At 72.2% G+C, this 19,709-nt stretch carries 20 protein-coding genes; 6 read left to right on the top strand and 14 right to left on the bottom strand.

Going from position 1 to position 19,709, the window contains the following annotated elements; genetic code table 11:
• Positions 1-3: 3 nt before the first annotated feature.
• Both ABZ098_RS09290 and ABZ098_RS09285 read right to left on the bottom strand, forming a co-directional pair.
• The gene (locus ABZ098_RS09290; protein WP_356588809.1) at positions 4-582 is read right to left on the bottom strand and encodes a DNA-3-methyladenine glycosylase I; all 579 of its coding nucleotides are present in this window, start codon (positions 580-582) and stop codon (positions 4-6) included.
• Positions 579-932: a DivIVA domain-containing protein gene (locus ABZ098_RS09285; RefSeq protein ID WP_356589379.1), complete on the bottom strand. Its 354-nt coding sequence runs from the start codon at positions 930-932 to the stop codon at positions 579-581. The genes ABZ098_RS09290 and ABZ098_RS09285 overlap by 4 nt, the downstream gene beginning before the upstream one ends.
• Before the next feature lie 152 nt (positions 933-1,084).
• On the opposite strand from ABZ098_RS09285, the gene folP reads away from it, so the two are divergent.
• Positions 1,085-1,945, top strand: coding sequence for a dihydropteroate synthase (gene folP, locus ABZ098_RS09280; protein WP_356588807.1), 861 nt, complete (start codon positions 1,085-1,087; stop codon positions 1,943-1,945).
• Positions 1,946-2,015: 70 nt separating this feature from the next.
• On the opposite strand, the gene ABZ098_RS09275 is transcribed toward folP, so the two are convergent.
• Positions 2,016-2,774 (bottom strand): TIGR00730 family Rossman fold protein, encoded by a 759-nt coding sequence (locus ABZ098_RS09275; RefSeq protein ID WP_280849494.1) that lies wholly within the window; start codon positions 2,772-2,774, stop codon positions 2,016-2,018.
• A 109-nt stretch (positions 2,775-2,883) separates the two neighbouring features.
• Positions 2,884-3,963, bottom strand: coding sequence for a succinyl-diaminopimelate desuccinylase (dapE, locus tag ABZ098_RS09270; protein ID WP_356588805.1), 1,080 nt, complete (start codon positions 3,961-3,963; stop codon positions 2,884-2,886).
• An 84-nt stretch (positions 3,964-4,047) separates the two neighbouring features.
• Here dapE and ABZ098_RS09265 point away from each other — a divergent pair, with 84 nt between their 5' ends.
• Both ABZ098_RS09265 and ABZ098_RS09260 read left to right on the top strand, forming a co-directional pair.
• The gene (locus ABZ098_RS09265; protein WP_356588803.1) at positions 4,048-5,016 is read left to right on the top strand and encodes a heavy metal transporter; all 969 of its coding nucleotides are present in this window, start codon (positions 4,048-4,050) and stop codon (positions 5,014-5,016) included.
• Positions 5,017-5,290: 274 nt separating this feature from the next.
• Positions 5,291-5,746: an ATP-binding protein gene (locus ABZ098_RS09260; RefSeq protein WP_355743336.1), complete on the top strand. Its 456-nt coding sequence runs from the start codon at positions 5,291-5,293 to the stop codon at positions 5,744-5,746.
• Between the two features lie 64 nt (positions 5,747-5,810).
• Here the strand turns inward: ABZ098_RS09260 and ABZ098_RS09255 are convergent, their stop codons facing one another.
• Positions 5,811-6,905, bottom strand: coding sequence for a bifunctional succinyldiaminopimelate transaminase/glutamate-prephenate aminotransferase (locus tag ABZ098_RS09255; RefSeq protein ID WP_356589377.1), 1,095 nt, complete (start codon positions 6,903-6,905; stop codon positions 5,811-5,813).
• A 121-nt stretch (positions 6,906-7,026) separates the two neighbouring features.
• On the bottom strand, positions 7,027-7,344 hold the full coding sequence (gene fdxA / locus ABZ098_RS09250; RefSeq protein WP_007384503.1) for a ferredoxin: 318 nt from the start codon (positions 7,342-7,344) through the stop codon (positions 7,027-7,029).
• 140 nt (positions 7,345-7,484) lie between these two features.
• Between fdxA and ABZ098_RS09245 the strand changes: the two genes are divergently transcribed.
• Positions 7,485-8,492: a GNAT family N-acetyltransferase gene (locus ABZ098_RS09245; protein WP_356588801.1), complete on the top strand. Its 1,008-nt coding sequence runs from the start codon at positions 7,485-7,487 to the stop codon at positions 8,490-8,492.
• A gap of 32 nt (positions 8,493-8,524) precedes the next feature.
• Positions 8,525-9,385 (top strand): transglutaminase-like domain-containing protein, encoded by an 861-nt coding sequence (locus tag ABZ098_RS09240; RefSeq protein ID WP_356588799.1) that lies wholly within the window; start codon positions 8,525-8,527, stop codon positions 9,383-9,385.
• Between the two features lie 66 nt (positions 9,386-9,451).
• Here the strand turns inward: ABZ098_RS09240 and ABZ098_RS09235 are convergent, their stop codons facing one another.
• The 8 genes from ABZ098_RS09235 to ABZ098_RS09200 all read right to left on the bottom strand — a co-directional run bounded on the left by ABZ098_RS09235 (position 9,452) and on the right by ABZ098_RS09200 (position 17,327).
• The gene (locus ABZ098_RS09235; RefSeq protein ID WP_356588797.1) at positions 9,452-10,069 is read right to left on the bottom strand and encodes a response regulator transcription factor; all 618 of its coding nucleotides are present in this window, start codon (positions 10,067-10,069) and stop codon (positions 9,452-9,454) included.
• On the bottom strand, positions 10,066-11,232 hold the full coding sequence (locus ABZ098_RS09230; protein ID WP_356588795.1) for a histidine kinase: 1,167 nt from the start codon (positions 11,230-11,232) through the stop codon (positions 10,066-10,068). Before ABZ098_RS09230 ends, ABZ098_RS09235 begins: the two co-directional genes overlap by 4 nt.
• Entirely contained in the window at positions 11,229-11,969 is a 741-nt protein-coding gene (locus ABZ098_RS09225; protein ID WP_356588793.1) for an ABC transporter permease, read from the bottom strand. The genes ABZ098_RS09230 and ABZ098_RS09225 overlap by 4 nt, the downstream gene beginning before the upstream one ends.
• The gene (locus ABZ098_RS09220; protein WP_356588791.1) at positions 11,966-12,877 is read right to left on the bottom strand and encodes an ABC transporter ATP-binding protein; all 912 of its coding nucleotides are present in this window, start codon (positions 12,875-12,877) and stop codon (positions 11,966-11,968) included. Before ABZ098_RS09220 ends, ABZ098_RS09225 begins: the two co-directional genes overlap by 4 nt.
• Positions 12,878-12,997: 120 nt before the next feature.
• The gene (locus ABZ098_RS09215; protein WP_356589375.1) at positions 12,998-15,574 is read right to left on the bottom strand and encodes a hypothetical protein; all 2,577 of its coding nucleotides are present in this window, start codon (positions 15,572-15,574) and stop codon (positions 12,998-13,000) included.
• A gap of 248 nt (positions 15,575-15,822) precedes the next feature.
• On the bottom strand, positions 15,823-16,233 hold the full coding sequence (locus ABZ098_RS09210; protein ID WP_356588789.1) for a DUF6113 family protein: 411 nt from the start codon (positions 16,231-16,233) through the stop codon (positions 15,823-15,825).
• The gene (gene mshB / locus ABZ098_RS09205; RefSeq protein ID WP_356588787.1) at positions 16,230-17,087 is read right to left on the bottom strand and encodes an N-acetyl-1-D-myo-inositol-2-amino-2-deoxy-alpha-D-glucopyranoside deacetylase; all 858 of its coding nucleotides are present in this window, start codon (positions 17,085-17,087) and stop codon (positions 16,230-16,232) included. The genes ABZ098_RS09210 and mshB overlap by 4 nt, the downstream gene beginning before the upstream one ends.
• A 45-nt stretch (positions 17,088-17,132) precedes the next feature.
• Positions 17,133-17,327: a hypothetical protein gene (locus ABZ098_RS09200; RefSeq protein ID WP_053851478.1), complete on the bottom strand. Its 195-nt coding sequence runs from the start codon at positions 17,325-17,327 to the stop codon at positions 17,133-17,135.
• A gap of 188 nt (positions 17,328-17,515) precedes the next feature.
• On the opposite strand from ABZ098_RS09200, the gene ABZ098_RS09195 reads away from it, so the two are divergent.
• On the top strand, positions 17,516-19,636 hold the full coding sequence (locus ABZ098_RS09195) for a prolyl oligopeptidase family serine peptidase (RefSeq protein WP_356588785.1): 2,121 nt from the start codon (positions 17,516-17,518) through the stop codon (positions 19,634-19,636).
• Positions 19,637-19,709: the final 73 nt, after the last annotated feature.

Below are 19,709 nucleotides of genomic sequence, written 5' to 3'. Positions count from 1 at the left end.
GGCTCAGCGGCCCCTCGCGACGCAGGTCTCCAGGTGGTCGTCGACCAGTCCGCAGGCCTGCATCAGCGCGTACGCCGTCGTGGGGCCCACGAAGCGCAGGCCGCGCTTCTTGAGGGCCTTGGACAGAGCTGTCGACTCGGGGGTGACCGCGGGAACGTCCGCCAGGGTTCTCGGGACCGCGTGCGAGGCCGGCGCGTGGGACCAGATGAGCTCGTCCAGCTCGCCCGGGGCCCATTCGGCCAGCACGCGCGCGTTGGCCAGCGTGGCATCGATCTTGGCGCGGTTGCGGATGATCCCCGGGTCGAGGAGCAGGCGGTCGCGGTCGGCCTCGCCGAACGTGGCCACCTTGGCGATCTCGAAGCCCGCGAAGGCGGCGCGGAAGCCCTCGCGGCGGCGCAGGATGGTGATCCAGGAGAGGCCGGACTGGAAGGCCTCCAGGCTGAGGCGCTCGAAGAGGGCGTCGTCGCCGTGGACCGGGCGGCCCCACTCCTCGTCGTGGTACGTCACGTAGTCGGGCGTGGACAGGGCCCAGGGGCAGCGGGGCGCGCCGTCGGGGCCGGCCAGGGCGGCGCCGTCGCTCACTGCTGCTCCCCGTGGCCGTGCTCCTGCTTGCGCAGGGCGCCGTGGGCCGCGGCCTGCGCGCCGGCCAGCGCGGACTCGAGGTCGGCGATGCGGGCGTCACGCTCGGCGAGCTCGGCGCCGAGGCGGCTGAGCGCGTCGTCGACGTCCGCCATGCGGTAGCCGCGGGCGGTCAGCGGGAAGCGCAGGTTGTCGATGTCCGCGCGGTTCACCGGGCGGTCCAGCGGCAGCGGGTCCTGGAGCCGCTCGGGGGCGACCTCCGGCAGCGGACCGTCGCTGTCATTGCCGCCCACCACGGCCAGCGTCACCGCGGCGACCACGACCGCGAGCGCGATGACCAGGAACAAGAACATAACCATCGCTGAGGTCCCCAGGGTCCCTGCCGGCGTCCGGCCACCGGCGTCGAATGTGTCAGGGTCCGATCGTGCCATGCGAGTCTGACAGTTAGGGTCGCAGGCGGCCGCAGACGACGAACACACAGACGTGAGAAGTGAGGTCACAGGGGATGCTCAGGCTGGGCAGGCGTGAGTTCCACGCGCACGAGCCGGTGATCATGGCGATCGTGAACCGGACCCCCGACTCCTTCTACGACCAGGGCGCCACGTTCCTCGACGAGCCGGCCCTCGCGCGCGTGGAGCAGGCGGTGGCCGAGGGGGCCGCCATCATCGACGTGGGCGGGGTCAAGGCCGGCCCCGGCGAAGAGGTGTCCGCGGCGGAGGAGGCACGGCGGACCGTCGGGTTCGTGGCGGAGGTGCGGCGGCGGTTCCCCGACGTGATCATCAGCGTCGACACCTGGCGGGCGTCCGTCGGTGAGGCGGTGTGCGAGGCCGGGGCGGATCTGCTGAACGACGCGTGGGGCGGGGTCGACCCGGGCCTGGCCGAGGTCGCCGCGCGGTACGGGGTGGGGCTGGTGTGCACGCATGCCGGTGGCGCGGAGCCCCGTACCCGGCCGCACCGGGTGACGTACGACGACGTCATGGGCGACATCCTGCGGGTGACCGTGGGGCTGGCCGAGCGGGCTGTCGCGCTGGGGGTGCCCCGGGAGTCGGTGCTGATCGATCCCGGGCACGACTTCGGGAAGAACACGCGGCACAGTCTCGAGGCGACGCGGCGGTTGGGCGAGATGGTCGAGACCGGGTGGCCCGTGCTGGTCTCCCTGTCCAACAAGGACTTCGTGGGCGAGACCCTGGACAAGCCGGTGAAGGAGCGGGTGGTGGGGACGTTGGCGACCACCGCGGTGTCGGCGTGGCTGGGGGCCCAGGTGTACCGGGTGCACGAGGTCGCGGAGACCCGGCAGGTGCTGGACATGGTGGCGTCGATCGCGGGGCACCGGCCGCCGGCGGTCGCGCGTCGGGGGCTGGCGTAGAAACGCCGGAGGGGCTGGAACTCAGCTCGGCCGACATCCAGCCCCTCCGGCGTTCGGTTCAAGCCCGGCGCTAGCGTCCCGCCTCCTTCGACACCAGTGCCACCGCCTCGTCCACGTCGTCCGTCACGTGGAACAGGAGCAGGTCCTTCTCCGACGCCTTGCCCTGGGCGACCAGGGTGTTCGTGAGCCAGTCGACGAGGCCGCCCCAGTACGCGCTGCCGAAGAGGACGATCGGGAAGCGGGTGACCTTCTGGGTCTGGACGAGGGTCAGGGCCTCGAAGAGTTCGTCGAGGGTGCCGAGGCCGCCCGGCAGGACCACGAAGCCCTGCGCGTACTTCACGAACATCATCTTGCGGACGAAGAAGTAGCGGAAGTTGAGGCCGATGTCGACGTAGGGGTTCAGCCCCTGCTCGAAGGGGAGCTCGATGCCGAGGCCGACCGACGTGCCGTTCGCCTCGCAGGCGCCCTTGTTGGCCGCCTCCATGGCACCGGGGCCGCCGCCGGTGATCACGGCGAAGCCCGCCTCCACCAGGCCTCTGCCGAGCCGCACGCCCGCCTCGTACTCGGGAGAGTCCGCGGGAGTCCGCGCCGAGCCGAACACGCTGATGGCGGGCGGGAGTTCGGCGAGGGTGCCGAAGCCCTCGATGAACTCCGACTGGATGCGCAGAACGCGCCAGGGGTCGGTGTGGACCCAGTCCGAGGGCCCGCCCGCGTCCAGCAGGCGCTGGTCGGTGGTGCTGGCCGTGACCTGTCCCCGCCTGCGGAGGACAGGTCCCAGGCGCTGCTCCTCCGGCGGCTGCTTCTTGCCCTCGGGGTTCCCGGTAGCCATGTGCGCTCCCTCCGCTTGCCTGGTTTTCCGTCTCAGCGTAGATCTACGCGGGTTACGGAGGGGGGACGTACGCGTGTCCGCCATGAAGCGCCACCGGCACACCGCCTCGTCACGACGTCAGCCACGCCCTCAGCTTCTCCTCCGCCTCGGGGATCAGCGACGCCTTCACCCGCTCGTCCACCTTGTGTGCGAGCAGCGGCTGACCTGGGCTGTAGTTCACGGCGGGCACGCCCAGCGCGCTGAAGCGGGACACGTCCGTCCAGCCGAACTTGGGGCGGGCGACGCCCCCGACCGCCGCCATGAAGGCCTGGGCGACGGGGTGGGTGAGGCCGGGGCGGGCGCCGCCGGTGTGGTCGTCGACGGTGAACTCGTCGACCCCGCAGTCCGCGAAGAAGTCCCGTACGAAGGCCTCCGCCTCGGCCTCACTGCGGTCGGGCGCGTAACGGAAGTTGACCGTCAGCGTGCAGGAGTCGGGGATGACGTTCGTGGCCACGCCGCCCTCCACCCGCACGGCGTTGAGCCCCTCGTGGAACTCCAGCCCGTCCACGACCGGCTTGCGGGGTTCGTAGGCCGCCAGCTTGGCGAGTGCGGGGGCGGCCTTGTGGATGGCGTTGGACCCCATCCACGCGCGCGCGGAGTGCGCACGCTCTCCCTTGAACGTCAGCAGGACCCGCAGGGTTCCCTGGCAGCCGCCCTCGACCTGGTTGTCCGTGGGCTCCAGGAGGACCGCGAAGTCGCCCTCCAGCCACTCGGGGTGGGCCTCGGCCACATGTCCCAGGCCGTTGAGGTGGGCCGCGACCTCTTCGTTGTCGTAGAAGATGAAGGTGAGGTCGCGGTTGGGCTCCGGAAGCGTCGCCGCGATGCGCAACTGGACCGCGACCCCGGACTTCATGTCGCAGGTGCCGCAGCCCCACAGGTAGCCCTCGTCGTCGAGCCGGGAGGGGACGTTGCCGGCGATGGGGACGGTGTCGATGTGGCCGGCGAGGATGACGCGTTCCGGACGGCCGAGGTTCGTGCGGGCGACGACGTTGTTGCCGTGGCGGTCGACCGTCAGGTGCGGCAGAGCGCGCAGGGCGGTCTCGATGGCGTCCGCGAGGGGCTTCTCGGTGCCGCTCTCGGAGGGGAAGTCGACGAGCTGCGCGGTGAGCCGGGCTGCGTCCAGCGAAAGGTCAAGAGGGGTGTCGGCCATGCTCCCGACCCTAACGCCCCCGCCCGAGGCCTCACTGTCCACATCGGGCGCGGACGTCTCAGTACTCTCCAGTATCTTGTCCGGATGCCAGAGCCGTTGCCCCCTACTCGCAAACGCCGTGGCCGTCTCCTCCGCTTCGGGGCGGCCCTCGTGGTCCTGTGCGCGGTCGCCGGTTACCTCGTGGTGCAGTACGTCACCGGAGGCACCGACGGGCCGACCTGCCGGGTCGCCTCCGGCAGGGCGGGCGGGCCGTCGTACGAGTTCACGCCCGAGCAGGCGGTGAACGCGGCGACGATCACCGCCGTCGGCACCGGGCGCGGGCTGCCGGAGCGGGCCGTGACCATCGCGCTCGCCACCGCACTCCAGGAGTCGGGGCTGCGCAACATCTCGCACGGCGACCGTGACTCCCTCGGCCTGTTCCAGCAGCGGCCCTCTCAGGGCTGGGGCACCCCGAAGGAGATCCTGGACCCGACGTACGCGGCGGGCGAGTTCTACAAGCACCTGGTCAAGGTGCGGGACTACCAGGACCTCCCGCTGACCGTCGCCGCCCAGCGCGTGCAGCGCAGCGGCTATCCGGAGGCGTACGCCAAGCACGAGCCGGACGCCGGGCTGCTGGCCGCCGCCCTCACCGGCACCTCGGCGGCCACCCTCACCTGTGACGGCCGCCAGGAGACCGGCGGGACCGCCCAGGCCGCCGCCACGGGCCCCGACGCGGTGCGGTCGGCCCTGGTGCGGGACTTCGGGCGCGACGCGCTGGAGACGACCGCCGCCGAGGTGGGCGGCAAGGCGGCGCCGAGCCCGACGCCCACCACGGCCGACGAGCGCACCGTGACCCTCCCCGTGCGCGCGGACACCAGCCCGGGTTCCCACCGCAGCCTGCGGGAACGCGGTTGGCAGCTCGCCCACTGGGCCGTCGCCAACTCCTCGGCGCTGCGCATCGAGCGGGTGTCGTACGCCGGACGGCAGTGGACGGCCGGGAGCACCGCCAGCGAGTGGCGTACGGCGGGCGGCGAGGGCGGCGCGGACTCGGTGCGGATAGTGACGGCACGGTAGTTCGGGAGATCACCTGGAAGGGTCACGTCCGGCCACCGCCGGAGCGGGTGTGCGCAGGTTTTCGTGACCTCACCCCCGTATCCGCGAAAACCCTTGAGAACAAAGGGCTGCGAGGATTCGAAGGACTTTCGGACCGGAAGCTTTTTGCCCGTTTTTATCCGCAGGTGATAATGCGACGCATTACCAACTCTTTAGGTTGCGCGTCCGCAACCTTCGTGGGCTTCGAGCGGTAGTCACGGCGTCCTAGCAACGTTTCCTCCGTCGAAGGAGCAACATGTCCCTCCCCCTGACCCGCAGGATCGCCCGTGCCGCGCTGCTCGTCGCTGCGGGAGCGGCCGCCGGGGTCGGTGCGGCCGGCTCCGCCAGTGCGGCTCCCGCCGCGCTGCCCGCCACTCCGAACCTGGGCGGCCTGACCGCTCTGGACGGGGCGCACGTCGGCAACACGGTGGACGGCACGGCGCAGAACCTGACCGGGACCGCGGGCAAGACCGGCGGCAAGGCCGTCGAGAAGGCGGTGCCGTCCGCGGGCAAGGCCGGCGGCAAGGCCGTGAAGAAGGCGACGCCGGTGGCGCAGAAGACGGCGGGCGAGGCCGCGGGCTCCGCCGGGGGTGTCCTCGGCGACACGACGTCCACGGCGACGAAGGGCGGCCTGCCGACCGACTCCCTCGCCAAGGGCGGCGGCCTGCCGTCGGCGGACACCCTGCCGGTGAAGAGCCTCCCGCTCGGCTAGTACCCAGCGCACGGCGAAGGGGCCCGGGGAGTTCCCCGGGCCCCTTCGTCGTGTCCGGAGCCGGTCACGCCAGTCGCTCGACCGCCGCCCGCACCCGCTCGTCCGTCGCCGTCAGCGCGACCCGTACGAACTTCTCGCCCGCCTCGCCGTAGAAGTCGCCCGGAGCCACCAGGATGCCGAGGTCGGCAAGGTGGGCGACCGTGGCCCAGCAGGACTCGTCCCTGGTCGCCCACAGGTAGAGGCTGGCCTCGCTGTGCTCGATGCGGAAGCCGTGGTTCAGCAGGGCCTCGCGCAGCAGCGACCTGCGGGCCGCGTAGCGCTCGCGCTGTTCGTGGACGTGGGTGTCGTCGCCGAGGGCCGCCACCACCGCCGCCTGCGTCGGCGCCGACGTCATCATGCCGCCGTGCTTGCGGATCTCCAGGAGGGGCCCCAGGACGGCCGGGTCACCCGCGAGGAAGGCCGCGCGGTAGCCCGCGAGGTTCGACCGCTTCGACAGCGAGTGGACGGCCACGATGCCGTCGTAGGAGCCGCCGTTGACGTCCGGGTGCAGGACGGAGACCGGGTCGGCCTCCCAGCCCAGCTCCAGGTAGCACTCGTCGGAGAAGACCAGGATGCCGTGGGACCGGGCCCAGGCCACGATCCTCGTCAGCTCGTCCTTGGACAGCACCTTGCCGGTCGGGTTGGACGGGGAGTTGAGCCACAGGAGCTTCAGGCCCGCCGGGTCCAGCTCGGTCGGGTCGTCGTAGACCTCGTGGTCGGCGCGGGCGAGGCGGGCGCCGACCTCGTACGTCGGGTAGGCCAGCCGCGGATACGCCACCCTGTCCCCGGGGCCCAGGCCCAGCTGGGTGGGGAGCCAGGCGACGAGTTCCTTGGAGCCGACGATCGGCAGGACGTGGCGGTGGGTGACCTCGCGGGCGCCCAGGCGTCGCTCCACCCAGCCGGTGATCGCGTCGCGCAGGGCCGGGGTGCCCCAGACCGTCGGGTAGCCCGGGGAGTCCGCCGCGTCGATCAGGGCCTTCTGGACGAGATCGGGGACCGGGTCGACCGGGGTGCCGACGGAGAGGTCGACGATGCCGCCCGGGTGCTCAAGAGCCGTCTTCTTGTACGGCTCCAGCTTGTCCCAGGGGAAGGTGGGAAGGCGGTCGGAGACTGCGGACACGGCGTTCGGGCTCACTTTCGGGTCGTACGGCAAACGCCTCGGCCCCGTACGGCCACGATCGGAGGCGATCAGGCCGTACGGGACCGAGGCGGCACGAGGTGCGGGCCGCTGATGCGGATGACTATGCCTGCGGCGGCAGCGCGGCGATGAACGGGTGGTCCCGCTCGATCAGCCCCAGCTTGCTGGCGCCGCCGGGCGAGCCGAGCTCGTCGAAGAACTCGACGTTCGCCTTGTAGTAGTCCTTCCACTCGTCCGGGGTGTCGTCCTCGTAGAAGATCGCCTCGACCGGGCAGACCGGCTCACAGGCACCACAGTCGACGCATTCGTCCGGGTGGATGTACAAGGACCGGGAGCCCTCGTAGATGCAGTCGACCGGGCACTCCTCGATGCAAGCCTTGTCCTTCACGTCGACACAAGGCTGCGCGATGACGTAGGTCACGCTGTCGTTCCTCCTCCATTGGGCGCTGGCGGGCCTCCTCAGGCTCCGCCGCCTGGCGCGCGGGAGCGCGGCGTCGTCGATGCCCGCACCTAGTATCTCCGTTCCTGGGCACGATCCGAACAGGAGGGGTGAACTGACCTGTGGAAATCTCCGCCGCGGGACGCCTCGTCGTCCGTATCTCCGCAGTTGACGTGGGCAAACGGGTATCCGTGCGATGCCTGGACGCCACCGGCGTCACCGGGGAGAAGTTCACCGACACGGTGGGTGTTCTCACATCATGGGACGACGGTGTGCTGATGATCACGCGCCGGGACGGCCGGAGCGTCCGCATCGCGGAATCCACGCTGGTCGCGGGCAAGGTCGTGCCCGCCGAGCCGGCCCGCCGCCGGGGCCCGGCCGCCTCGTACGAGGAGCTGGCCCGGATCGCCGCGCGCGGCTGGCGGCCCGTCGAGAGCGAGTGGCTCGGCGAGTGGGAACTGCGCGCCGCCTCCGGATTCACCCGCCGCGCCAACTCCGTCCTCCCGCTCGGCGACCCCGGCCTGCCGCTCGACGAGGCCCTGGCCGCCGTACGAGGGTGGTACGGCGACCGCGGTCTGCCGGCGTACGTCCAGACCGCGACCGGCGCCGCGGGCACCCAGGAGGTGCTGTGCGCGGAGCTGGAGGCGCGCGGATGGACGCTGGAGGTGACGGCGGAGTTGTGGACCGGAGCGCTGGCGCCGGTCGCGGACCGGCCCTGCGACGAGGACGTGGTCCTGTCCCGGGAGGCCGACGCGGACTGGCTGGCGCGCTATCAGCGCAAGGGGGTGAGCGAGGTGGCCTTGCGGGTGCTGGGCAGCGGCCCGTCGGTGTGGTTCGCGACCGTCCCCGGCGAGGGAGCGCCGGCCGCGATCGGGCGGTGTGTCGTGGACGGGCGGTGGGCCGGTTTCGCCGCGGTCGAGGTGGATCCCGCGCTACGGCGGCGGGGGCTGGCCTCGGCCGTGATGGCGGCGCTGGCACGGCGTGCCCTCGACGAGGGGGCGTCGGCCGCGTGGCTCCAGGTCGAGTCGGACAACACCGGTGCGCGGGCCCTGTACGAGCGGATGGGGTTCACCGCGCACCACGCCTACCACCACTACCGCGAGCCGGACGTCTCCGGCGGGGCGCGGTAGTAGCGATCGCCGCGAAAGGGCACGAGCCAGCTATGCGTCCCCCGAATCCTCCTTGTCCTCCACCGCCCGGGCGTTCCGCAGAGATCAGGAGGCGGTTCGCCGAAGAGGCGCGCTCCGAGCGGCCCGATCTGTCCGCGCTGTGCCTGCTGGTGGGCGCGCAGGCGGACGGGGCGCTCGACGACACCGGCATCGACGCGGCCCAGATCGAACTCGACGCGCTGGCCGGTCAGTTGCCGTTCCGACCCGGTGGGCCGCGGTCCTGGGCGGTTTCGTTGCGGGAGTTGCTGGGTGACCGGTGCGGGTTTCGGGGGGCGCCTGTCGACTACCAGCGGCTGGAGTCCTCGCTGCTGCACGAGGTGCTACGGCGGCGGAGGGGGCTGCCGATCCTGCTGTCCGTGGTGTGGATGGAGGTGGCTCGGCGGGCGGGGGCTCCCGTGTACGGGGTCGCGCTGCCGGGGCACTTCGTCGTGGGATTCGGGCCGCCGGAGGAGCAGGTGCTGGCCGATCCCTTCGACGGGGGGCGGGTGTTGAGCGGGGGCGACGCGGAGGTGCTGGTCGCCGGGGCGACGGGGGGTTCGCTGGATCCGTCGATGCTGGGTCCGGCGGATCCGCTGGACGTGGTCCAGAGGATCCTGAACAACGTGCGCGCGTGGGCCGCGGCTCGGCCGGAGCGGTCGGATGTGGGGCTGTGGGCCGTGGAGCTGGCCCTGTTGCTTCCCTCGCATCCGGCGCGACTGCGGTACGAGCGGGCGCAGTTGCTGGTGCAGCGGGGTGACTTCGTCGAGGGGGCCGGGGAGTTGGAGGCGTATGCGGGGGTGGTGGCCGCGGTGGATGAGGCGGCGGCGGCTCGGATTCGGCAGCAGGCCCATTCCGCTCGAGCGATGTTGAACTGACGGTTGTGTGGCGTCTGCGGCCCGGTGGGGGCTGGTCGCGCAGTTCCCCGCGCCCCTAAAAGGCCCTCACAGCCAGCCCTTCTCCCTTGCGATCCGGACTGCCTCAGCCCGATTCCTCACCGCCAGCTTCTGGATCGCCGTCGACAGGTAGTTGCGGACCGTGCCCTGAGACAGATGGAGGGTCTGCGCCAGCTCTGCGTTCGTGGAGCCGTCCGCCGCCGCTCGCAGGACCTCCCGCTCCCGGTCCGTCAGCGGGTTCGCGCCCTCCGCCAGCGCGGCCGCCGCCAGCGTGGGGTCGATGACCCGCTCCCCCGCCAGCACCTTGCGTACGGCTTGGGCCAGTTGGGCCGCGGGGGCGTCCTTGACCAGGAAGGCGTCGGCGCCCGACTCCATCGCGCTGCGCAGGTAGCCGGGGCGGCCGAAGGTCGTGAGGATGACGAGCTTGACCTCCGGGAGTTCCTTGTGGAGCTGTGCCGCCGCCTCTATGCCCGTGGCGCCCGGCATCTCGATGTCCATGAGGGCCACGTCGATGTCGTGGGCGCGGGCCGCCGCCAGGACCTCGTCGCCGCGGGCCACCTGCGCGACGACCTCGATGTCGTCCTCCAGGCCGAGCAGGGCGGCCAGGGCCTCGCGGACCATCGACTGGTCCTCGGCGAGCAGGACCTTGATCGTGCGGCTCGTCATGAGACGGATCCTATGTCGGCCGCGGAACCGGCGGGCACGCGGGCGACCAGCCGGAAGCCGTGCCGGGTGCCGGTGGCCTCCAGGGTGCCGCCGGCCTTCTCCAGGCGCTCGGTGAGTCCGGTTAGGCCGTTGCCGGGGCCGTCGCCCGCGCCGCCCGAGCCGTCGTCCTCGACGGTGAGTTCGAGCCGCGGCCCGTCGAGGGTCTGGCGGTGCAGCAGCTCGACCGTGCAGCCGCGGGCGCCGCTGTGCCGTACGACGTTGGTGACCGCCTCGCGCAGCGCCCAGGCGAGGGCCGACTCGCTCTCCTCGGGGACACCGGTGAGGTCGGGTTCGGCGGGCAGGGTGGCGGTGACTCCGGCGGCCGCCAACGCGACCTGGGCGCCCGCGAGTTCCGCGGCCAGGCGGGCACGCCGGTAGCCGGAGACGGCCTCGCGGACGTCCACCAGGGCCTGGCGGCTGACCTGTTCGATGTCGGCGACCTGCTGGGCCGCCTTCTCGGGATGCGCGGGGAGCATCCGGCCCGCCAGTTCGCTCTTCAGGGTGATGAGGGACAGGGAGTGGCCGAGGAGGTCGTGCAGGTCCCTGGCCAGGCGCAGCCGCTCCTCGTTGGCGGCGAGCTGGGCGACCCGTGCGCGCGCCTCCCGCAACTCGATGGTCGTACGGATGAGTTCGCGGACGCCGGTCATCGCGAACCCGCCGAGCAGGGCCGGGATGAGCAGGCCGCCGATGTACTCCGTGCCGTCGGCGACGACCAGGGCGAGGCCCGCCATCAGGGCGGACGCGGCCGGGACGGTCCAGCGGGCGAGCCGCGGCGGCAGGGCCGCGCCGGACGCGATCGACACGTACACGAAGAGGACGAGCCACTCGCGGCCCAGGGTGAGCACGAGCAGGGCCGACTCGGCCGAGAGGACCGCGAGGGAGGCGAGCACGAACTCCTGGGCGTTTCGGCGGCCGGTCCTGAACAGCAGGGCCAGGTACCAGGCGACGAAGCCCGCGAGGCCGAGCCAGCCGAGCACGACGGCCGCGACGCCGTGGCCGCCGTGCAGGAGGTCCGAGACGGGCGCGCTCAGATAGACCAGCCAGATGCCCGTCCACAGCATCTTGACCATCATCTGCCTGCGGGTCTCCGGGCGCTGCCCGATCCCGACGCCGGTGCCGCTCACGCCTTCAACGTGTCCTTCCGGTACAGCCAGGCCGCGCCGCCCGCGAACAGGGCGAAGGAGACGGCCAGGATGGCGATGTCCTGTGCGTGCGGGGCGCGGCTCTGTTCGATGGCCTGCCCGAGGGCAGCGTACGCGTGCGTAGGCAGCCACTCGGCGATGTCCTGGAGCCACTGCGGGAAGGTCGTCGTGGGCATCCACAGGCCGCCCAGCATCGACAGGCCGAAGTAGGTGATCATCGTGATCGGGCGGACCGCGTCACCGGTGGCGAGGTAACCGATGGCGACGCCGAGCGCGGCGAAGACGAGGCTGCCGGCCCAGATCGCGCCGGTGAGGGCGAGCCACTGCCAGGCGTCCAGGCGTACGTCCTTCACGGCCGCGGCGACGGCGAACACGACCACGATCGAGGGCAGGCTCACCACGGCCGCGCTCGCCGTCTTGGCGAGGACATAGCCGCGCCCCGGCAGGGTGGTCAGCCTCAACTGCCGTACCCAGCCGCCCTCGCGTTCCTTCGCGATGCGCTCGCTGTTTCCCATCAGGACGGCGGTCAGGGCGCCGAAGGAGGCCATCGAGACCATCATGTAGGTCGGCAGGGTCAGGCCCGTGCCGTCGACCTTCGTCGTGCTGTCGGCGTTGCCCGCGATGATCAGGAACAGCAGCGACGGGTACATCACCGAGAAGAACAGGAACTTGCGGTTGCGCAGGGCGCGGACGAGTTCCAGCTTGATCAGGCTGTTCATCGGGTACGGGCCTCCTCGGCCTCGGTGATGGCGACGAAGGCCTGCTCCAGACCGAGCCCGGCGACTTCGAGGTTGCGGGGGTAGACGCCGAGGCCGTAGAGGGCGTGGACGGTCGCGTCGGCGTCGGTGGACTGGATGCGGACGGTGTGGCCGGAGATGTCGATGCCGGTCAGGAAGGGCAGGTTCCGCAGCGGGGCCTCGTCGATGACGCCCTCCAGGTCGAAGGCGATCCTGCGGGCGCCCGCCTTGGCCTTGATCTCGGCGGCGGTGCCGTCGGCGAGGAGACGGCCCCGGTGCAGGACGAGCACCCGGTCGGCGATGGCGTCGGCCTCTTCGAGGTAGTGGGTGGCGAAGAGGACCGTACGGCCCTGGTCGGCCTGTTCGCGCATGGTGGCCCAGAAGGCCTGGCGGGTGGTGACATCCATGCCGGTCGTCGGCTCGTCCAGGACGATCAGGTCGCTGTCGCCGGCGGTCGCGAGGGCGAAGCGGACCCGCTGGGCCTGGCCGCCGGAGAGCTTGTTCACCTTGCGGTCGGCGATCTGCGCGACGCCCGCGCGGGCCAGGACGTCGTTCGGCTTGTACGGCTTCGGGTGCAGGTCGCAGGCGAGCCGCACCAGCTCGGCGACCGTGACCTCGTCCATCAGGCCGCCGCTCTGGAGCATCGCGCCCACCCGCCCGGCGACGATCGCCTCACGTGGGGTGGTGCCGAAGAGCCCGACGCTGCCGCTGTCGGGCTGCTTGAGGCCGAGCAGCAGATCGAGGGTGGTCGACTTGCCGGCGCCGTTGGGGCCGAGGAGCGCGACGGTCTCCCCCGGGCGCAGGGTCAGGGTCAGTCCGTCCACGGCCCGTACCTCACCGTACGCCTTGCTCACCTGGTCGAACGCGACCACCGGGGCTGTCGTTGTCATACGACCATGGTGGCTCCGCGGTGCGGTGGCGTGCAGTGTCGGCCGTCCGGAGTGCCGCATGACAGATGTCATGTCGGGCGGCACTCCGGTACGTGATCCGGTGCGCGGTCCGCCGGGCGGTCAGCTCGGGTTCGTGTCGATGACCCCGATGCGCTCGGCCGGCGTCTTGCCGCGCAGGGCCTTGCGGAGGGCGGAGGCCACGTCCTCGGGCAGCACGTCGCGCTTGCCGCTCGCGCCGTCGATCTGCACGCCGACGAAGGTGGTGCCGTACGCCTCCTTGAGCGCTTCGAGGTTGTACGTCTCCACGAGCTTGCCGCCGACCGCCTTGAAGCCGAGGATCTTCGGCAGCGACAGCGAGCCGAAGTCGATGCTGTGCGCCGCGTCGGTCTTGATCGTGACGCGCTCGGACATCGCGGGCTCCGCGAACTCCTTCATCACCCGGTCGACCTCGGCGTTCGAGATCGTCGGCTGCTTGGTGGTCGTCGGCAGCGTGACCGAGCCGGCGGTGCCGGTCTCCACCTGGGTGCGGTACGCCTCCTCGACCGCGGTGGTCGACCTGGCGACGTCGATGCCCTTGCCCGCCTTGCCGTACACGGCGACGGCCTTGCCGTTCTCGAACTTGATCGTGCCGTCGGTCGCCGAGCCGGCGCCGCCCGAGGCGTCCTCCAGGGCCGCCTGGAGCTTCTCCTCGTCGACGGGCATGACCGGGTCGACGACCCGGTGGTTGCCGAAGAGGGAGCCGATCACGGAGACCGGGTTGTAGTCGCTCTTGGCCGCCGCGGCGACCGTGGCCTGCTCGTCGAGCTGGAGCCCGGCCTGGTCCGGCCGGAGGGAGACGGTGTCGCCGCCGACCGACAGCTTCAGCGGCTCGTTCACTCGGTCGCCGAGGGAGTCGTCGAGCTTCTTGACGGCGTCGTCTCGGGTGCCGCCGCCGATGTCCACGCCGAGCACGGTGGTGCCCTTGGGGACGTCGGAGCGGTTCATCAGCAGACCGGCTCCGTAGGCGCAGACGCCGAGGAGGACCACGGTGCCGCCGACCATCGCCAGCTTGCTGCGGCCCTTCTTTTTCTTCTTCTTCGACGCGGCTGCCGGGGCCGCCTGCGTCGCGGTGTCGGGTGCCTTGGGGGGCGTACGGCCGTCGGTGGCCTGGCCGAAGGGGGCGTTCTGGGCGCCCGACGGTACGACCGGCATGCCACTGGTGACGGTGTGCCCGGAGACGTTGTCCGGGGTGCCGTGGCCTTGAGCGCCCGGCCCGGGGGCCGGCTTCTGCGGGGTGAGGATCGCGGTGTCGTCGCTCAGACCACCACCGGGGCCGAGACCGGCACCGGGAGCACCGCCGGGGGCGCCGGAACCGCCGAGGGTGCCGGGGCCGCCCGGGGAGGACTGGCCGGGCCGGCCGGGGTGACCGCCGGGGCCGGCCGGGGCGCCGGGGCCCGCGAGGCCGCCGGAGATGCCGGGGCCGCCCGGACCGCCGAGGGTGCCGGGAGCGCCCGAACCGCCGGGGCCACCTGGACCGCTCTGTCCGCGGTTTCCGCCCGGGCCGCCGGGACCGCGTGCGCCGCTGCCCGGGCCGCCGGGGCCGCCCTGGCCGCCGAAGCCGTCGGGGCCGTTGAAGGACTCGCCGCCGAAGGACTCGGCCCTGGCGAAGGGGTCCGGTCCGGCGGGCGGCACGACCGGGCCGTCGCCGGTGACCGGGCCGCCCGTCGGGCCCGCGGGCCCCTGGGAGCTGCCGGGGCCGCCGGGACCCTGCGTTCCTCCGAAACCGCCGCCGTAGTCGATCTGGCCGCCCTGGCCGCCGTAGTCGATCTGGCCGTTCTGGCCGCCGGGGCCACCGGGGCCGGTGAGTCCGCCCTGGGCGCCGTAGCCGCTCTGACCGCCCTGACCGTTCGGGGCGTCCTGACCGTCGTAGCCGTTCTGACCGTGGGGACCGCCGGGGCCGCCCGGGCCCGCGGGGCCGCCGAAGCCGCCCTGTCCGTTCAGGGCGTCCTGACCGCCCTGGCCGGCGAAGCCTCCCTGGCCGCTGTCCCCGGCCGGGGAGCCTGAGCCGTTGCCGTTCTCGGCGAAGTACGGCAGCTCGTCGCGGCGGGGTTCGTTGGCGCGCTGGCCGCCGTTGAGCGCCTCGGTGACGTCGAAGGAGCCGGTGCCGCCGCCGTGGCCCGGCGCCACCGGACCACCCGTGGCACCCGGCAGTCCCGCGCCGTTGCCGGCGCCGGGACGCGAACCGCCCGGCATGCTCATGGATCCGACCACCCCGCCGGGACGACCGGCCCCGGGGCGCGCACCCGCGCCACCGGCCGCACCGGCACCGGACGCACCGGCACCGGGCGCACCCGCGCCCGAACCGCCCGGCAGACCGGCCCCGTTGGTGCCGCCGCCGCCCTGGGAGGGCTTGGCGGGGCCGGACTTGCGGGGCGCGAACCAGTCGCTCGCCTTCTCGTCGGCGGCGGGCGGGGCGGGTTCGGCGGGCAGTTCGACCGTGCCGGTGGTCGAGGAGGGACTCGGTGTCGGCGCCTCGGCCTCAGGACCGCTGTCGCCGGAACTCTCCGTCTCCCCGACGGGTTGACGCACGACGACCGGCGGAATGGGCCTCGAACCGGGGATGTTGATCCGGATCCGGGTCGTCAGCGTGGTCTCGGTCTTGCGTTCCTCCGGCTGCGTGGCCGAACGGCCCGCGTCCGGACCGCCGTCGGACGCCATGGGCGTCCCGTACGGCGGCGTGCCCGAGGGGTAGGCGGCTCCGCCGCGCCCGTTGGGCCCGGAGGACGGACTGTCAGTTTCACGACTCAAGGCAGGTTCTCCCGGTTGGCTCCGCCGCCCGTTTCGACCTCACTGCTTCGGGCGTCGGCGGCGCGCACCACCATACTGGCCACTTCTGGCCGGTATCCCACGACCGCTGGTGAAACCCACACGGGACTCGCACGCGCGCGATGCGGAGAAGTGGTACGTCACTTGCCAAGTCGGACGGCGTCGCCGCCCGGTTGCCGCCCCTGTCCAAGGGTGGCGCAGATCACAGCCACAGCCATCCCGCCGAGCAGGAAGAGATAGGAGCCGCTTTGTGCGGCGAAGACGAAGTCGCCCTCCGGACGGCTGGTGGTGAGAAAGATGACGGCGATCATCCAGCCGGCGGCGGGCGCGACGGCTCCGGCGCGACTGCCGGCCGCCCGGGCCCCGCCGAGCAGCAGTCCGGCCTCGCCGAGCAGCGCGAGCAGCAGTCCGCCGGGGAACCAGCCTCCCTGCACCAGCGCTCCGGCAAGCCCCACGACCGCCCCGAGCACGAGAAGGCCGAGGTAGGCGGCGGCCCGTCCGGCGGAAGGGCGCTGCAGGGGCTGGGCGAGCATCGACGTACGGTCGCTCATGACGCGCCCTCGATCCCGGAGAACAGGTCGCTCTCCCTGCTATCTCCGTGTTCCCCTCTCACCAGTTCGTAGTACTCGGTGGTGAAGAGGGGTTGCGCGAGTTCGTTGGAGAGCGCGAAGTACGCCCCCGACACGTCGATCTGGGTCGCGTGCGCGGCCATCGCCGCGCTCTTTGCGGCGGCGTACGCCGTGCCGTCGATCTCGGTGGTGATCCGCTCGTCGTCCACCACACCGGGTACGTCGTCGAGGACGGCGGTCTTGGCGAAGGGGAGGTTGGGCAGGTCGGTGTGGAGCCGGGCGAAGGCCTGCTCGCCGACCGCGCGCGGTACGCGGTTCCAGTAGACCTTCGGGATCCGCCACCCGGCGTCGGCGGCGAGCTCGACGGCGCGCATGGCGACGCGGTGGGCCTGGATGTGGTCGGGGTGGCCGTACCCGCCGTGGTCGTCGTAGGTGACGAGGACCTGGGGGCGCGCCTCCAGGATCACCTGGACGAGATGGCCGGCCGCCTCGTCGACGTCGGCCCGCCAGAAGCAGGCGGGGTCGTCGTTCTCCGGGAGGCCCATCATTCCGGAGTCCTGGTAGCGCCCGGCGCCGCCGAGCAGGCGGAAGTCCGTGACGCCGAGGGCACGCATGGCCGCGGTGAGCTCGCCGCGCCTGTGCTCGCCGAGAGCGGCGCCGGTGAGGTGCCGCAGCCCGGGCGGGATGACCTCACCGAGTTCGCCGAGGGTGCAGGTGACCAGGGTCACCCGGGCTCCCTCGGCCGCGTACCTGGCCATGGTCGCGCCGTTGTTGATCGACTCGTCGTCCGGGTGCGCGTGCACCAGGAGAAGACGCCGAGCGGGCTGTTCCGTCATGGCCCCAGCCTACGAGGAGCCACCGACAGTCCCGCTCAGCCGGTCTCAGAACTTGATACTGCCGATCATGCCCGCGATGTTCGTCGTCAGCTCACTGATCGTCGGGGCGACCGAGGAAGCGGCGAGATAGAAGCCGAGCAGGATGCACACGACCGCGTGACCGCCCTTCAAGCCCGACTTCTTGATCAGCAAGAAGACGATGATCGCCAGCAGCACCACCGCCGAAATCGAGAGTGCCACGGCGGCTCACCTCCAAAGAACCCAGGGACGTGGGGGGTCGGACGGGAACGGAACTATGGGGGCAGATAAATCCATACAGCAGCCAGCGGATTCATACCCACTATGCGGTAGTGATCATAACTATCCGGGCCTGCGCATCCGTCGGCGCACGGCCGCACAAGGGGGCGCATGGCCAATATGGTCGGGGCATGACGACCGAGCCTGACTCCTTTCCCCGGCGGCACGCCCGTACCCAGCGCTTCACCCTCGGCGCGCCGCGCGCGTTCACCGTGGCGCCCGACGGATCGCGTGTCGTGTTCCTGCGCTCGAACTCCGGCACGAACCCGGCCAATTCGCTGTGGGTGCTCGACGTGGCGGACGGCGGGGAGCGCGTGGCGGCCGACCCGCGCGCCCTCCTGGGCGGCACCGAGGAGCGCCTGTCGCCCGAGGAAAGAGCGCGCCGCGAACGCAGCCGCGAGGGCAGTGCCGGCATCGTCGGCTACGCCACCGACGCGGCCGTCGAGTTGGCATCTTTCGCCTTGTCAGGACGGCTTTTCACGGCGGAGCTGCGGGCCGGCACGGCACGTGAACTGCCCGTCCCCGGACCGGTGATCGACCCCCGCCCGGCCCCCGACGGACGGCACGTCGCGTACGTCGCCCGGGGCTCCGTGCGGGTGGTGGGCGCCGAGGGCGAGGACGACCGGGCGCTCGCCGCGCCGGAGTCGGATCAAGTCACCTACGGCCTGGCGGAGTTCGTCGCGGCCGAGGAGATGGGCCGGTCACGGGGCTTTTGGTGGTCGCCGGAGTCGGACCGACTGCTGGTCGCGCGCGTGGACGACACGCCGGTGCGGCGCTGGTGGCTCTCCGACCCGGCCCACCCGGAGCGTGATCCACAACACGTCCCGTACCCGGCCGCGGGCACCTCCAACGCGGACGTACGACTGTTCGTGATCGCGCTGGACGGGACGCGCACGGAGGTCTCCTGGGACCGGCGGCGCTATCCGTATCTGGCGCATGTGCACTGGTCAGCCGCGGGTGCTCCACTGCTGCTCGTACAGGCGCGCGACCAGCGCAGTCAGCTCTACCTGGCGGTGGACCCGGAGTCCGGCGCGACCCGGATGGTGCACGCGGACGAAGATCCAACTTGGCTGGATCTTTTCCCCGGAGTGCCCTGCTGGAGCCCTTCGGGACAGCTCGTGCGGATCGCGGACGAGGGTGGCGCGCGAGTGCTCGCGGTCGGGGAACGGCCGCTGACCGGACCGCAGTTGCACGTCCGCGCGGTGCTGGACGTCACCGCGGACGACGTGCTGGTCTCGGCGTCGGCCGGTGCGGAGGCCGAGTCCCCGGAGACCGGCCAGGTGCACGTCTACCGGGTGAACGAGCTCGGAGTGGAGCGCTTGTCGCAGGAACCGGGCGTGCACTCGGCGGTGCGCGCCGGGGGCGTGACCGTGCTGGTGTCGGCGACCCTCGACCGGCCGGGCACCCGGGCACGGGTACTGCGCGACGGCAAGGAGACGGCGACTGTCCTGTCGTACGCAGAAGATCCTGGTTTGACCCCGCGCGTGACCCTCGCCGAGGGGGGCGCACGAAAGATCCCGTGCGCCGTGCTTATGCCGCAGGACTACGCCGGTGACAGCCCCCTTCCGGTTTTGCTGGACCCGTACGGGGGTCCGCACGGGCAGCGCGTGGTCGCCGCGCACAACCCGCACCTGACCTCGCAGTGGTTCGCCGACCAGGGCTTCGCGGTGGTCGTGGCCGACGGACGGGGCACCCCGGGCCGCTCCCCCGCCTGGGAGAAGGCGATCCGGGACGACCTCGCGGCGGTCGTCCTCCAGGACCAGGTCGACGCGCTCCAGGCGCTCGCCGCGGACTTCCCCCTGGACCTGTCCCGGGTCGCGATCCGCGGCTGGTCCTTCGGCGGCTATCTGGCCGCCCTCGCGGTGCTGCGCCGCCCGGACGTCTTCCACGCGGCCGTGGTCGGCGCCCCGCTCACCGACCTGCGGCTGTACGACACCCACTACCAGGAGCGCTACCTCGGCCACCCGGACGAGCAGCCCGAGGTCTACCGCCGCAACTCGCTGATCGACGACGAGGGCCTGGTCGACGCGGCCGAGCCGCACCGCCCGATGATGATCGTCCACGGCATCGCGGACGACAACGTGGTGGTCGCCCACTCCCTGCGCCTGTCCTCGGCCCTCCTGGCGGCCGGCCGCCCGCACGAGGTGCTGCCGCTGTCCGGCGTGACCCACATGACCCCGCAGGAGACGGTCGCGGAGAACCTGCTGCGGCTTCAGCTCGACTTCCTGAAGCGGTCGTTGGGGCTTTCCTAGGCACGGCAGCGGGCCGGGACGACATGGCGCGTCCCGGCCCGCTTACGGCACCCGCACGGCCGTACGTCGTAGA

This window comes from Streptomyces sp. NPDC006335 (assembly GCF_040612795.1).
Taxonomy (GTDB): domain Bacteria; phylum Actinomycetota; class Actinomycetes; order Streptomycetales; family Streptomycetaceae; genus Streptomyces.
The sequence above is the reverse complement of the archived record's forward strand: the minus strand, read 5'-3'. Positions and strand labels throughout refer to the sequence as shown.